Consider the following 14585-nt stretch of genomic DNA (forward strand, 5'->3'; position numbering starts at 1 on the left):
ATCCATGATGCTCCGCGAAAAATCTAAGCGCAGGAAGTCCAATCAGGACGGCGATCTAACCCCCGTCGCGAAAACCCTGAGCCGCCCGGCCGGATTCGGACCTGAGTCGCCTGTCGCAGACAGCGTGACCGGGAAGCCGAGCGAGGCGCGCAGCACCTGCTGAAATAAAGAACTATAATAGTGAACAACAGGGAGGTGAATCGCGCCGGGTGCGCCGGAAGCGTTGGGTTGTGAGTCACGCTGCCATATCGACGTTGTTCACGCTGCCGACGACGCCGGTGCCCTCGCCGGGACGGAACCCCAGGCAGCAGTGGTCAGGAGGCTGACGGAGGTCTTAGCTTGGTGTTGCCAGCGAGCCCTTTCTATCGACACCACTATCCGCCGTGGCCGGAATGCTGCGGCGCTAGGAAGAAGCGCGCGATGCGGCGTTTCGGAAGGACTGCGCGGAGTTGCAAGAGGTCGAAAGAACGCTCGGCGAGCACCGCCGCCGGCTGAGCCTTGCGATGAGGAGCTGGCCAGCATCGCCTCCAACCGACACCTTGCGCTGGCGAGGGAGTTGAACTCGCTGTGACAAGCGCCAAGGCACGGCTTGCGATGTTCGAGAAGTTGCGGGCCGAGGGCGATGCGACTGCTTAGCTTGAATGATCAGCTGACCGGCGTAGATAGCGAGAGCGCCCGGTTCGAGAAGGACGTGGGGGCGGTCGCACGCGCTATCGGGAAGAAGCCCGACGAAACCACTTTCCAGGATCGCAATCACGATATGGACCTCGTTGGGGCGGATATCGCGTCGCCGGAGGGCCGTCGTTATTGTAGATGCCGGCGTTGATTATGCGCAATGCGTCAATGCGGGATACGAAACTCGCCGCCTGATCGAACTCAGCAGTTGAATAAGGCTTATCGCATCATCCTGGCGCTCCTAGGCATGTTGGAACGCCGGGACGGGCCACATCAACGGCAGCAACGACAATTTCTTTCACCGCTATCGTAAAACGGATTAAAACGTAAAAGGTAAAAAATTTGCGCGTCGGTCACCCCCGCGATGCGCCCGGCCGAGTTTTCTGGCTGGCCCAATCCGCGATGCCCAGGAATGTCGGCAGGTCGCGCAATACAGCGTCGAGCTCGTGACCTTTTCCGCTCGGGCAGCCGCCTTGGTGGTTCGCGGTGGACTGCACGCCTGCTGAATCGGTCCACGAGATGGAATATGTCGGCGTGTCGGTTACGGCAGCATCGCAATCGACGCGGGCAGTAGTGCCACCAGCGGGTCGATAGGGAGCAAGCGCCGACGCGATCCGTCGGCCGGTCGCCCGATCAATCTGTCTGTTCCTAGTGCCCAGCACGGCGGTGTGGCGGGTGCCGATGAAGGTCACATCGCCTCTCGGCGACAGACTCACATCATATACGGGACAGAAGCCGAAGCACGGTCCTACCGAGACCGTTATCGTTTCGACCGGCGTCGGCGGTGCCGAGCCTGTCGTAGGCGAGGAGGCATTGTCTCCCACACATCCGGCAAGGATCGCCATTGTCGTCATGGATCCTACGTTCAAAAGGCGCGCGTTAAGCATTGCAGGCATTCCTCGATTACTTTGAAACAAACTCGGCATTGCCGAACCGCGCACGCCTTGGTCTCGGTGCATCGGCCCCGAGGCTATCGCTGGGGCGGCGCCGACCATGTGTCTGCGTCGTCCACGAATGCCCGCTGTGTTTTCTTGTTGTAGAGGCAAAGCTTCGACATGCTAGAGCCGCGGCTACGGTCGGACACCAGCATCACGACCAGCCCGACGCGATCGTCGAACCCGATGATCGTGGACGCACGAGCATTGCGGATACCGCTTGCGGTGACGCAGGCCCGGGTGACGCGCGCGTTGAATGACGCCCATGCCTGATCGCTGGATGCCTGGGCGGAGCTGCCCATAACTCCAAAGGCGAGAATGATCGAAACTACAATTGTTTTACGCAACGCTTACTCTCCATCTCACGCTAAATATTGTTTTGTCGCGGTCGGATCGAACATGAACGATCGGACCCGCGTCGGTCTGGCGCGACAGCGCTAGACCGGATTATGCGTGCATCGCTGCAAGCGATAGGCCGATCGCCGCCTGATCCTCCGGCGTGCCATTCCAATAGCCGTAGGCGGCCGATCGTTCGAAAAAGTGGTCGATACGCTCTGGCGTTGGCCGCGCCTGTTTGCCACGCGCGCCAACCTCGTTAAAGAATTGGGTCATACGAGCAGTCGTTACCAAGACGACGGCCGCGTCCGTGTCACCATCATTATGGATCGCGTGCTTCACATTGGAGTCGATCTCGATCACATCGCCCACTTCATAATACTGCCAATCGACGTTAAGATATGCCCTGATCCGACCTGCCATAACTACGAAGGTTTCGCGATCCGGATGGCTGTGGAGCGGCACAACCACTCCGGCCGGAATAATCGCTCGGATCACGGCGTAATCGGCACAATCCTGCGGCGTTGGCAAGTCGACCAGCGGCCCCATCACCTCGGTCATCTCGGTGCGCAAATTCTCGAACATCATACTTCTCTTTTGCAATATCGACTGTTAGTCTGGTAACAGTTCGTGGTTTATGAGAATCAGGAAAGGCTAGTAAGCCATTCACCTAACATAGCCTGCGCGGCGCTTTCCAATGCTGGACCGTAGCGCGCTGCATCGGCCCGTATCTTGACCGGATCAATTCCGGCGCCCGCCAACTCACAGGCATGGCCGATCAACCACCGTTCGATCTCAGCGGATACGATCTCGGGATGAAATTGCAGACCAAGCAAGTTTGTACCCATCGCGAACGCCTGATTGTCGCAGATCGGTGTCGCCGCCAAATGATCCGCGCCGGGAGGGATCGCGAAACGATCGCCGTGCCAATGTAGCACTGGAACGTTCGCCAAATGCCGGAGTGGCCCGCTCGCCCCGGCCTTCGTCAGTTCGATTGGCGAGAAGCCAATCTCCTTGCGCCCGGTTGTTGACACATCGGCGCCCAGCGCGGTCGCGATGAGTTGCGCGCCAAGGCAGATGCCTAACGTCGGCGCGCCAACAGCAATACGCCGACGTAGCAGAGCGATTTCGTCGCGGAGAAAGGGATAGGCTTCGGCCTCATAGACCCCGATTGGGCCTCCCAATACTATCAGCAACGATGGATCATCATGCGACAGCGGGTCCACGCCGGCGTCGACATAGCGCAGCGCAAGCCCGTGCGCAGCGAGGATGGGCGTAAAGCTACCTACCCCCTCGAACGCCACATGCCGTAGAGCCGCCACCGTCCTCATCACTCTCGTTTCCTTACAATCACAAAGACCGTGCGGCGCCCAAGCGGACCCCTCAATTGAACAGCATCGCCCACAGAATGAAGAGCAGGCCTACGATCGAAACGAGCCAGATTGCGGTGCGGAGTTTCGGTATGCCGGCTGCGTAGACCGGAAGATAAGCAAGGCGTGCAATGAAATAAATGACGCTGCCCATCTCGGTTTTCCATCCTAAATGCGAAAGCTGACTTGCCCCGAGCAAGGCACCGATGAACAGCGGCATCGTTTCGTAAAGATTTGCCTGCGCCCGTAACAGGCGCGCGGCCAGCGCCTCAAGAGGAGGCATTTTTGTGTCACGGGCGCTGAGGTTCCACTCGGTCCCATATTGCTTGGTGCGAGCGTTGCCGGCCCAGAGGACGTTGAAAAGAGCCAGGACGATTGTGGCGCCCAACATAGTATATTCGATTCTCATGGTTTCCTCCCATTGTGGCACTTCCGGCGTCAGATCGAGTGAGTGTATCGCTTCGGATGTCGGGCCGACGGTAACGGTATAGACGCGCGGGCCGGATCGATCGAAGGTGATCGTCACCGTCCTGCGCGCAGATGGATTGCGCTGTCGGACGAGCCGGTAGGTCGTGTCGAGGGCGTCTACCCCCATCGACGAGAACGTCATAATAGCGCGGTCGCTATCCGGCTTTGGTCATGGGCTGCTTGAAACGCCGATCCTCGAAGGCAATATGGCGGATCGCAATCGTTGTTTCCATTGGCTGTCCCTCGCTTTATTCTTGTGATCTTCAAAAAGACCTCACGACCGATCACGCGATCGCGTGACCGGCCGTGAGCATGCGCGCCGGCGCTGTGGGGGCGACAGGGGGGCCGCCGGCGCTGCACCTTCAGCGGGCCGTTGCCGCCCGCTCGATCAGACCTGCGACCTCGGGGGCGTGCGACACCATCACAACGTGCGACGCTCCCTGGACAACGACGGTCTGCTTCGATCGCGCCCGCTCCGCCATGAATGCCATGGCCGCTGGCGGGATGTTTTTATCTTTGTCCCCGTAGATAAACCACGAGGGGGTGGCCCTCCACGCCGGCGCCGTCGACGCCTCGGAAAGCGCCGTCTCTGCGACGGGTCGCTGCCCCGCGGCCATGAGGTTGGCCGCCGCCTCTGAGAGATCAGCCGCAAACTGGTCATGAAACCGCCCCTGCAGGATGTAAAGATCCTTGCCGCCCGGGGTGAGGTTGACAGGCGGCGCCAACGTTGGCCCCAGCGTACTGCCTGGGAATTTGCCGGTCAGCCCAAGCGCTGTTTCGCCGTCGTCGGGTGCGAACGCGGCCACGAAAACGAGCGCCTTAACGTTGGGCTGGCGAAAGGCAGCCTCGCTGATCACGGATCCACCATAAGAATGGCCGACCAGTACGACCGGACCATCCAAGCTTTTGACAAGATCGGCGACGACGTTGGCATCGGTACGGACGCCACGCAGCGGATTGGGCGCCGCAATCACCTTGTAGCCGTCACGCTCGAGTATGGTGATGACACCATTCCAGCTTGACGAGTCCGCAAATGCGCCGTGCACCAGCACGACAGTCGGTTTCACAGTCTGGGCTTCCGCCGCCGGAGCGAGCAGCCCGGCGGCGAGTGCTAGCCCGCCGGCGATGAGCCTGGTCATTTTTAGATCTCCTTGAGAGGCCGCCTGTCAGGCGAGCGTGACGACGGCGTCAATGTTGCCCTTGATCGCCTTCGAATACGGGCACGTGCGGTGCGCGGCTTCGATCAGCTGCCGCGCGACGTCCGCGTTGAGACCGGGCACGTGCACGTTAAGGCGCGCTGCGAGGGAGAAACCATCACTGCTGTGGCGCAACTCAACCTCGGCATCGATCGCCAAATCCTCAGGCAGGACAATGCTCTTCGACTTGGCCGCAATCACCATGGCACCCTCAAAACACGCCGACCAACCTGCGGCAAAAAGTTGCTCAGGGTTGGTGCCCTGGCCGGAGCCGCCCGGGGTGGACAGCTTCAGGTTGAGCCGGCCGTCCGCGCTTCTGGCGGCGCCATCGCGGCCACCGGTGACGTGGACGTTTGCGATATAAAGGGGCGTGGTATCGGACACTGGTCTGCTCCTTCGTAATGATGTCGAGCGGTCAAAAAGGTTCAGCGTAGCGAGCGGAAGGCTGCGCGCACCTCTTGCGCGAAGATCTGAGGCTGTTCCCAGGCCGCGAAGTGGCCGCCGTTGCTGGCTTCGTTGAAATAGATGAGGTTCTTGTAGCAACGCTCCGCCCAACTTTTGGGCGCGCGGAAGATCTCCCCGGGAAAGACCGACACGGCAACGGGCATGTCGATAATGCCGCGCGCATTGAAGTTGTTGGTATGGTCTTCCCAGTAAATTCGCGCGGCCGAAGCGCCGGTACCAGTCAGCCAGTAAAGAGAGATGTCATCGAGGATCGCATCGCGGCCCAGTACCCGCTCGGGCTGTCCATCGGCGTAGACCCACTGCGCAATCTTCTCATACATCCATGCGGCCATCCCGACGGGGGAGTCGACTAGCGAGTAGCCGATCGTCTGCGGTCGGGTATTCATCATCCCTGCATAGGCTGAGTTATCTCGGTAGAAGGCCTCGAGCTGATCGAAGGCGCCGCGCTCCTTGGAGGAAAGGGTGGCCGGGGCTGGATCGCCGACGGCCAAGATCTTCGCGACGTCTGCCGGCACGACGGCTGGCATGTTCAGATGGATACCGAGCAGACCCGGCACGTGCTGCAGCGCCATGCGCTGCGAGATAACAGACCCGCAATCGCCGCCCTGGCTGACGTACTTGTCGTAGCCGAGCCGCAGCATGAGCGTCGACCAAGCACGGCCGATATGATCAGAGCCCCAACCAACTTTGGTTGGCTTTGCGGAAAATCCGAAGCCTGGAATCGACGGAATGATGACATGGAATGCGTCTGCGGCTTTGCCGCCGTGCGCTGTCGGATTGGTGAGCGGGTCGATCACCCGCATGAATTCGAGGATCGACCCTGGCCAGCCGTGCGTGAGGATTATCGGCAACGCATTCTCGTGCCTTGAGCGCACATGGATGAAGTGGATGTCCAGACCGTCAATTTCGGTCATGAACATTGGCAGCGCATTGAGGCGGGCCTCGATTTTGCGCCAGTCATAGTCTTTGGCCCAATAACGCAGTAAGGGCTCGATCGTCTCTCGTCGTACCCCCTGACTTTCATCGACCGCGGGTTGGGCGTCTGCCCAGCGCGTCTCCAGAATGCGACGCTTCATTGCGGCAATATCCTCACCGGAGATCGCGATTTTGAACGGGCGGATAGCGCCACCGCCGGCCTGGCCAAGAACGGCGGACGGCAATGCGCCCATCGCGCCGGCAAGGGCGGCGCCCGCCACGAACTCGCGACGCGATGCAGAAATTTCTCCGACCATCATTCTCCCCTCAACCGGCACTGGTCTGCAGAAGATTAGAGGAGTGAGATATAAAAGCTCGTTAGCTGCGATGATGCGCTGTTAGTCATCGCAGTATCGAGGGTCATCGCACGGGTCAGGAAACGCCATCGGCAGGCATCCCGATCGCTTATAGTCAAAAAATAACGCAGACCATCGAGCCCTAACGTGCCGCATCCTCTGCGGTCCTTACATGTCAGACCAACAAATCAGCCGATACCGGTTGCAACTTGAGGCGAGTGATCATGACCAAAACACGCTCGATAGGTTTCATTGCCACTGGACTGCTGATGGCTGGCGCCAGTGCGCTGGTCTGCTTTAGCAATGCGCTAGGCCTCGTGTCGGCGCAATCCGCGCCGCTCGGCGCGCGCACCACTCCACCCCTGCCGTTCGGCGCGACAACGAGGCCCATCACCGTGTTGGAACATGCAAAGCCCTGGTTGACCGAAATACCCAACGGCCCTGAAACTCTGCGCGGCAAAGTCGTCGTAGTAAACTTTTGGACTTATTCCTGCATCAATTCGCTTCGGGCGTTGCCTTACCTCCGTGCCTGGCAGGAACGTTATGGTGACAAGGGGCTGGTCGTGGTAGGTGTTCATGCACCCGAGTTTCAGTTTGAGCGAGATGCGAAAAAGGTAAGCGTGGCAACACGTCAACTCGGCATTCGCTATCCGAACCTCCAGGACAACGATTTCGCCGTCTGGCAGGATTTCGCCAATGAAGGCTGGCCGGGCTTTTATTTCGTCGATGCTAAAGGCCGCACCCGCGGCTACCGCATCGGTGAGGGTAACTACGGGGATGCTGAGCAATTAATTCGCAAGCTACTAGCCGAGGCCGGGCGAGACCCGTCAGCGATCCCGATGTCCCCGATCAGCGCCACCGGCATTGAGGCGCAAGCCGATTGGCGCAATCTCGGCTCTCCGGAAGCCTATATCGGTTACGCCAAGGCTGTGAATTTCCGCTCCCCTGGAGGCATCAGCAAAGATGCGAGCACGCGCTACGTATCCACGCCGAACCTTCCGCTCGGCGGGTGGGACTTGGCCGGCAACTGGACAGTAGGTCGGGAGTTCGCGACACTCCTTGGCGCTGTTGGCACTCTGCGATTTCGTTTCCACGCTCGCGATGCGCACCTCGTCCTAGGTGGTGCACCAGATAGCAGGCCGGTCCGCTTTCGTGTGACGATCGATGGTGCGGCGCCGGGTAAGAGTCATGGCACCGATGTGAACGCAGATGGCTGGGGCGAGGTCAAGGAAGACCGCCTTTATCAGCTGGTGCGCCAGAGCGGCGAGATTCACGACAAAACCATTACGGTAGAATTTTCGCGCCCCGGGGTCCGTGCGTACGTGTTTACGTTCGGTTGACCCCTAGGAACGAAAAATAAGGTGGCGTCCATTTTAAGAACGATAGTTCAAGATTGTCATTACATGTGGGACGCTGGAGAGCGTCATGGCGATAAACTGCGGTTTTTTTGGCGCGTTTGTGATTTCATTACTGTAATCTACGGGGTTCGCGGCGCTCTCTTATTCTGGGGCTCCAAGCGCCTGAGCTGCCAAGGCCCATCGGGTAAGGTCCTCCATTTCTCAGGGCAGCCAATCAGTCAAGACACTTATAGGAATGCGATCATTCGCAGCGGCTTAGCTTCGTCTTTCCGCCTGCTCCCCTTCGGTTTCCTTCCTTTCTGGTGAAGGATCGCACCATAAACGCCAGGGATGAAACGCCCACACGAAAGCGCTTTGCGCGATTGGGAATTGCGAAGGTGGGGACGACAAACGTTGGCCGTTTCACGATCGCTTCTCCGAGCAGCATCAAGTTGCAGCCGGCGCGGCGTCTAAAGCCCACGTTCGGATGAAAGGATTGAACAACTCTGCGTGCGAACCGGCGGCATGATGCGTAACAGCACGCCTCGCGTCACCAGCATGACCGTGGCCCCTACGACGCGTTCAATCGCGATCCTGTGCAAGAGAAGCCTCGGCGAGCTAGCCGTTCCGGCAGGTACGGCTTGGGTTCGACTTCACGTTTTGGACACGACACATCCAGCCGGAGGGGCGGAGCAGGACTGGGACGCGCCCCCGCGCCATACGCGCCATACGCGCCATACGCGCCATACGCGCCATACGCGCCATACGCGCTAGATCGCGACGCGAGTCCGGCGTTACAAGCGTAATCGAAACTGAAAAGTTGAAATCGTATCGCAACGCCACAGGGGCCTACTGATCTCGTCGGAGGACTTGCGAATGCTGGACGATCGGTTCCGGAACAAGGTCGTGATAGTCACGGGCGCGGCGGCTCCAATCTGCGCAGCGGCCGCGTCGCTATTTCGGGACGAAGGTGCGCAGCTGGTGCTGATCGACCGCGCGAGCGGTCCGTTTTCCGCCTTGGTCGCCCGGCTAGGTCCAGACCGGATCGCATCGCATGTCGCCAACGTCACGACCGCAAGGACCGCGCAGCGTCTCGCCGCAGACACGATTAAACGCTTCGGGACTATCGACGTACTTATCAACGGCGCTGGCGGCCGGCTTGTTGCATCGCCATCGGCCGACCCGCTCGATCAATGGGAGCAGCTCTTGAATGGCCATTTGGCCGCGACGATCGCCATGGCGCGTGCGGTCTTGGCGCACCTAATCGAAAGCAACGGCAACATTGTCAACATCGCTTCGCTGTCCGGTGTGGCGAACGCTGCCGGCGATGTTAACTTACAAGAGTTGCTCGGCCGTCTCACGCGTTCCCTCTCAAGTGAACTTAGGCCCAAAGGCGTCGGCATCAATGCCGTGTGCGTCGCCGAAAGTTTATGGCCGGGCTATGATCCGATCGATGTAGCAAAAGCGATCGGCGCATTTGCAAACGGCGGTGCAGCGGCCCTGCTACAAGCCAACAGCTCGCAGCCCGCACGGCTTCCCCTGTCACGCCGCATCGGTGACCCGCACCAAACGGACTCCTTTCGGGCGACATCCGGCCAAGACCCGCCCCGACAGGTATCCTGTCCGAATGCGTTAGGCCGCGATGGCTGCTATGCTTCGCCTCCCCCTAGCCAACAGGCCACCCATCGGGAGATAGCTGATGTGGACCGACCGCAGGTGTCCGGCACGAGTCACAGCTCTGACCATCTGATCGCCGTCGACGCCGAGGATCCAGACAGGGCCCAAACTGCATGAAAAGCGAGATGACCATATCGGTGAACGGATTGAAACAAACAGCGCGGTCTTGGTGGCAAATCGCACGGCGGGGAGTAAAGCTCGAGCCCTCGAAGCAGGCATCTCCATTGGCGCTTCAAGCGTGAACGAGCTTCGGATCCTTCTAATTGAAGACGACTTTATGAACCGCCGGGTGATGAAGGACATGCTCGCGGTCGCTGGCCTGACGGTCGTGGAGGCTGCGTCCGGAATGGATGGGTTGCGCCTGTTCGAACAGGAGAGCTACGATCTACTGCTTCTCGATCTGCGAATGCCCGTGATCGATGGCTTCCAAGTCATGAGATCGATTCGTAACCGTAACGACGCAAAAGCGACTACTCCTATCATCGTTGTGAGTGGAGAAGGGGGCCCTCGGCTCCGATCCGATTGCCTTGGGGCTGGGGCGAACGATTTGATTACTAAGCCTATCGCGATGGACGCGCTGTTCGCAAGCGTCGCCCTCGTGCTTGTCGAGACCGCTCAGCCAGATAACGTGATTTTTGGGTAACCAAGCTAACGCATCGCTCGGCCCCAAACTCAACGGGGTTGATCATCCTCGGCGGTAGCGAGCGCGTGATAAATCGCCTCTACGCGGAATGGATATCCAGAGAGAGATAGATGTCCTCTCGAACGCCGGGTCGGGCGGGGCCGGCAGAGTTGTGGCCGCGAGCCTCGGCGCGAAACGCGGCACGTGCGCACCTCCGTCTCTGCGATCTCGCGCATGCATCGAAAGGTCGCGTAGATCAGCCACTCCGTATTCTGTTATCACGAGATCAGCCAGATCACTTCTGATGGATATCGATGGGCCTTCAGGAATGGCACAATCCGAGAAATCGTCCCGCCAGCTGCCGTCGACGGCAGCGCGATGATTGACCGCCCTCCCGGCAATGCCGCTGCAGCCCCAGCGAAGTCGGGCGCGCCGCCGACACCGCCCGCGAGCTTTCCCGATCGTCACTCGAGGTTCGCCTGACCAAGGAGATCAACCTCAAGCGCGGAATTGACGGCATGAAAGCGATCAAGCCCGCCGAGTATCCGAACCTCATGTCTCTGACGAACGCCCGCCATTTCTATGAGATCCTGTTGCCCTAACCAACAATAGAAATCGTTGTCGCCAAATGCCACGCCGCCCGATGCGCTTTGGATACGCTGAGCGCTCCAGCCTCGACCAATCGGCGGCAGTCGTGCGCGATAAACCCCGATGCGAGCCGGAGATCCCGATGACCGCTGCGCTTGCTCCATACGCCCGACGGCGTGCCACCGATCCCGATCTGAAGGGCGGCGCCGTGCGGCACCGATCGGCGACGAGGATCGCGATGCGGTCGATATCGGCGTAAGCCCCGGGCTGTGCCGCCGCGACAAGAGGCGACGGGAGATCAACGACGACATCTGCTTCCCTCAATGACTGTTGAGGGCTGCGCGGAATGCGCGGCATCTGAGGATTGACGACCACCGCGATGCGATCTGCGCTGATGAAGGCCAATTCAGCAAAATCCGCCGCGATCCCTAACGATGCGAAGCCCGTTGAGTCCGGCGGCGAGACGTGCGCGATGGCGACGTCGATATGTAGTCGCTGGCTCAGGTAGGCGGCGATTCGACTATAGGCCAGAGGTAACACCCTCACCTGCCCTCGTTCAACGATGTCCGCAAAGCAGGATAAAAAAAATATAGTCATACGGACGATTGGATGGAGTCCCGCATAATCAACTGTTGAAGCCCGGCAGCAGGCAGGAAACAAGGTGAACGCCTTCCATGCGCTCCGACTCTGCTGCCATCCTCTGGGCCAATGCGAGGATTTCACCCGAGGCGTCCGGAAGATATATGGTGCGGCCCGGGCGAAAGAGATCGAGCAGCGCTTCCGTTACCCGCGCGCTCCCTCATCGCTGGCAGCCCTAGGCTGGCCCGGAAGCGCAGACTGTTCGGCGCGCGCGTAACGAGAGAATGTTCTCATCGATGAAAAATATCTGGACCCGAATGGCATTTCGATCAAGATCAAATTCAAAATATTGCGTTGCCGCCCATTGCGTACCGACAAGAGGAATGGTCACCAATAGGCCCCACACGGACGTGCCAATCCACGGTTATCCCTCGATTTATTGATTGTCCGCGACGGATCACCGCGCATTGGTCAAACAGTCGAGTAAGCACAAACAATCCTCGACCCAACAATCCCGGCCATTTCCCTCATACAAAAATCAAGAATTCCGCATCAAAACGGCATCGATAAACCATGGAATTTCGTGTGGAATTAAGGATTCGAACGCTAATAAATACTAACAATAAATAAAGAATACTAATGCGATTTCCCCTTCTCGGTCCTGGTAAGCTTGGCATTCGCGGGGTCCTCAAGTGCCGCAAATGCATCCAGTAACGGTGCGGGGCGGCAGCTCAATACTCGCGTGCGCGTGAATTCGTTGCGGTGAGCGGTAGTCGAAATTATCACACCTCAACTATCGTGGGTTTCGACGACCGGGCTGGAATGGTTGCGATGCTCGTGTCAGATCGCTCACGAGGGCCCTCGCTATCCAAACTATGCCTGTACGATAGGCGTGCCAATCGGGCTTATGTCGATGATGCGGAGATGTGGTCGGCGCCGCCGCAACCCCTTTAACCCAGCGATATGCATGCGTTGCCTGTCCGCTCGTCACCTTCGGGCACGCAGCGGGCAGGCAATCATCGTTAAATGTGATCCCTCTTGACGCAAAACTCACTCAGGTTTTACGGCCCTCTGAAAGCGCCGAAATCTCAGGGCTGCCGCGATGCAGATATTCGATGTAAGTCGCGCGGCGTCGCGCGATTGAACTTAAAACAGCATGGTGTTTCGGAAATGTTGAACTCGCAGCGATTACGTCGTACCGATCAGTACAATTAGCTTGCAGGTACAGTCATGCCTCGACCCCCACTGCCGCCCTTCACCTCAGAGACAGCGGCACAGAAAGTCCGCATGGCCGAAGATGCTTGGAACAGCCGCGATCCGGAGAAGGTGTCGTTGGCACACACGCCCGACAGGGTTTGGCGGAACCGAGGAAAGTTTCTAGCGGGTCGGGAGGCGATCTTCACCTTCCTCACACGCAAATGGGCAAAGGAGCTTGACTATCGCCTCATCAAGGAAGTCTGGGCGCACGAGGGCAATCGGATCGCGGTGCGGTTCGCCTATGAATGGCGGGACGCCAGCGGTAACTGGTTCCGGTCCTACGGCAATGAGAATTGGAAGTTCGATGACGCACGTCTGATGGCTCGGCGCATCGCCTCGATCAACGATCGCCCGATCGCGGAAGGCGAGCGCAAGTTCCACTGGCCGCTGGGCCGTCGCCCAGACGATCATCCCTCGTTGAGCGACCTCGACCTTTGAGCGCGAAGCGTACCCGCACCGATCGGGCCAGTGCGGTACCGGCACTGGTGGAGTCGTTTCGCGAGCACGGCTTTGAGGGGGCAACTATCGCCATTCTTTCGCAGGCAACCGGCTTGGGCAAAGGCAGTCTCTACAACTTTTTCCCCGGCGGGAAAGAGGAGATGATGGATGCGGTTCTAACCGACATTGACGGCTGGTTCTGCGCGACGATCTTTGCCCCTCTTGAGCAGCCCAGCGATCCGGCAATGGCGATCCGGTCTATGATCGAGGAGGTAACAGCCTATTTCCGATCTGGCAGGCGAGTGTGTCTTGTCGGTTGGGTCGGTCTGGGTTCCTCCGGGGGCGCATTCGCAAGCAGGATCAGCGAATACTTTGCCCGCTGGATATCGGCGCTGGTTCATTGTCTCGAAGCCGGCCACGTTCCCCCTTCGCAGGCTCAATCACTCGCGGAAGAGACGGTTTGCGGTATTCAGGGCGCAATCATCCTGTCGCGGGCGCTGGGTGAGGAAGCAGCCTTCGGAAGGATCATAAGCCGGCACGAAGCAGTTCTGCACACCGCCATTGCCCAACATAGCCGCTAGTTACCCGATCTCCCTTCCTCAAACGAAGGGTGGCCGAGAAACCCAAAGCATTCCCAAAACGATGCTATGTCAGGAACGGCCGAGTTGGATGGTGGGTTCAACGGGTGTTCGCAACGCATCATTCTCATGATGAGAAGGAGCGGTGCGATGAAGCAGCGTCGTCGGATATATTACTCGGCCGCTCAGCGGGCAGAGATTTGGGATAGCCAACGCGCAACACATGCAGCATGCCGTTCAGGAACCGCCGATTGTCATGGATGGACGCGCTTTGCGACCGCGCTCGGAGGGCAGCAGCACCCCGATGATCGACCATTCCGCGTCCGACAAATCCCCTCGACCCAACGCCGCCTCCAAAAGGCAGTCTGATGATGTGGACGTCCCCGCACCGACCGACAGTTGCTATGCTGCCGGTCGGTCAACCGAGAGGAAGAGGAGCGTTTGCAATGACGATCACGACGATTGGGCTCGATCTGGCGAAGAGCGTATTTCAGGCACACGGCATCGACGAGAGCGGTGCCACGGTGCTGGTGAAGAAGCTGCACCGCAAGCAGATGCTGCCATTCTTCTCGAAGCTGCCACCTTGCCTGATCGCGGTGGAGGCTTGCGGGACCGCTCATCACTGGGCTCGCACCCTTGCAGCGATGGGCCACGAAGTCCGCCTGATACCGCCATCGTACGTCAAGGCTTTCGTAAAGCGGGGCAAGAGCGATGCGCTAGATGCCGAAGCGATCTGCGAAGCCGTGCAGCGGCCAACCATGCGGTTAGTACCGGTCAAGACGATTGAGCAGCA

At 59.3% G+C, this 14585-nt stretch carries 15 protein-coding genes and 2 pseudogenes; 6 read left to right on the top strand and 11 right to left on the bottom strand.

From position 1 onward, the window contains the following. Positions 1-1028: 1028 nt before the first annotated feature. The 8 genes from RH90_RS23665 to RH90_RS19440 all read right to left on the bottom strand — a co-directional run bounded on the left by RH90_RS23665 (position 1029) and on the right by RH90_RS19440 (position 6680). The gene (locus RH90_RS23665) at positions 1029-1670 is read right to left on the bottom strand and encodes a DUF6438 domain-containing protein (protein ID WP_332306574.1); all 642 of its coding nucleotides are present in this window, start codon (positions 1668-1670) and stop codon (positions 1029-1031) included. Continuing rightward, positions 1646-1957, bottom strand: a complete 312-nt coding sequence (locus RH90_RS19410; RefSeq protein WP_157134748.1) for a hypothetical protein — start codon at positions 1955-1957, stop codon at positions 1646-1648. Before RH90_RS19410 ends, RH90_RS23665 begins: the two co-directional genes overlap by 25 nt. A gap of 100 nt (positions 1958-2057) precedes the next feature. Further along, positions 2058-2531: a cupin domain-containing protein gene (locus tag RH90_RS19415; RefSeq protein ID WP_157134749.1), complete on the bottom strand. Its 474-nt coding sequence runs from the start codon at positions 2529-2531 to the stop codon at positions 2058-2060. A gap of 59 nt (positions 2532-2590) precedes the next feature. Further along, the gene (locus tag RH90_RS19420; protein WP_010188225.1) at positions 2591-3277 is read right to left on the bottom strand and encodes a glutamine amidotransferase; all 687 of its coding nucleotides are present in this window, start codon (positions 3275-3277) and stop codon (positions 2591-2593) included. Between the two features lie 52 nt (positions 3278-3329). Further along, on the bottom strand, positions 3330-3926 hold the full coding sequence (locus tag RH90_RS19425; protein ID WP_010188226.1) for an MAPEG family protein: 597 nt from the start codon (positions 3924-3926) through the stop codon (positions 3330-3332). Between the two features lie 220 nt (positions 3927-4146). After that, complete coding sequence (locus RH90_RS19430) at positions 4147-4923, bottom strand: alpha/beta fold hydrolase (RefSeq protein ID WP_010188228.1); 777 nt, start codon at positions 4921-4923, stop codon at positions 4147-4149. A gap of 27 nt (positions 4924-4950) precedes the next feature. Beyond that, on the bottom strand, positions 4951-5364 hold the full coding sequence (locus tag RH90_RS19435; RefSeq protein WP_010188231.1) for an organic hydroperoxide resistance protein: 414 nt from the start codon (positions 5362-5364) through the stop codon (positions 4951-4953). A 41-nt stretch (positions 5365-5405) separates the two neighbouring features. Further along, the gene (locus RH90_RS19440) at positions 5406-6680 is read right to left on the bottom strand and encodes an epoxide hydrolase family protein (protein ID WP_232280432.1); all 1275 of its coding nucleotides are present in this window, start codon (positions 6678-6680) and stop codon (positions 5406-5408) included. A 260-nt stretch (positions 6681-6940) separates the two neighbouring features. Between RH90_RS19440 and RH90_RS19445 the strand changes: the two genes are divergently transcribed. The 3 genes from RH90_RS19445 to RH90_RS19455 all read left to right on the top strand — a co-directional run bounded on the left by RH90_RS19445 (position 6941) and on the right by RH90_RS19455 (position 10373). After that, positions 6941-8056, top strand: a complete 1116-nt coding sequence (locus RH90_RS19445) for a redoxin domain-containing protein (protein ID WP_010188233.1) — start codon at positions 6941-6943, stop codon at positions 8054-8056. A gap of 873 nt (positions 8057-8929) precedes the next feature. Further along, positions 8930-9847: an SDR family oxidoreductase gene (locus RH90_RS22260; RefSeq protein ID WP_010188234.1), complete on the top strand. Its 918-nt coding sequence runs from the start codon at positions 8930-8932 to the stop codon at positions 9845-9847. Between the two features lie 52 nt (positions 9848-9899). Continuing rightward, complete coding sequence (locus tag RH90_RS19455; protein WP_232280433.1) at positions 9900-10373, top strand: response regulator; 474 nt, start codon at positions 9900-9902, stop codon at positions 10371-10373. Positions 10374-10630: 257 nt separating this feature from the next. Here the strand turns inward: RH90_RS19455 and RH90_RS24825 are convergent. Next, positions 10631-10930 (bottom strand): annotated as a pseudogene (locus RH90_RS24825) (acetyl-CoA hydrolase/transferase C-terminal domain-containing protein). Beyond that, positions 10905-11537 (bottom strand): hypothetical protein, encoded by a 633-nt coding sequence (locus RH90_RS23675; RefSeq protein WP_157134751.1) that lies wholly within the window; start codon positions 11535-11537, stop codon positions 10905-10907. Before RH90_RS23675 ends, RH90_RS24825 begins: the two are co-directional and overlap by 26 nt. A gap of 1212 nt (positions 11538-12749) precedes the next feature. Between RH90_RS23675 and RH90_RS19460 the strand changes: the two genes are divergently transcribed. Together RH90_RS19460 and RH90_RS19465 are read left to right on the top strand one after the other, a co-directional pair. Further along, the gene (locus RH90_RS19460; RefSeq protein ID WP_010188236.1) at positions 12750-13214 is read left to right on the top strand and encodes a nuclear transport factor 2 family protein; all 465 of its coding nucleotides are present in this window, start codon (positions 12750-12752) and stop codon (positions 13212-13214) included. After that, complete coding sequence (locus RH90_RS19465; protein WP_010188238.1) at positions 13211-13795, top strand: TetR/AcrR family transcriptional regulator; 585 nt, start codon at positions 13211-13213, stop codon at positions 13793-13795. Before RH90_RS19460 ends, RH90_RS19465 begins: the two co-directional genes overlap by 4 nt. Before the next feature lie 199 nt (positions 13796-13994). On the opposite strand, the pseudogene RH90_RS24830 reads toward RH90_RS19465, so the two are convergent. Beyond that, positions 13995-14137 (bottom strand): annotated as a pseudogene (locus tag RH90_RS24830) (transposase); the annotation flags it as partial. A gap of 101 nt (positions 14138-14238) precedes the next feature. Between RH90_RS24830 and RH90_RS19470 the strand changes: the two are divergent. Continuing rightward, a partial coding sequence (locus RH90_RS19470; RefSeq protein ID WP_010188245.1) for an IS110 family transposase occupies positions 14239-14585 on the top strand: 347 nt, incomplete at its 3' end.

The organism is Sphingomonas sp. PAMC 26605 (assembly GCF_000241485.1).
Classification (GTDB): Bacteria; Pseudomonadota; Alphaproteobacteria; order Sphingomonadales; family Sphingomonadaceae; genus Sphingomonas.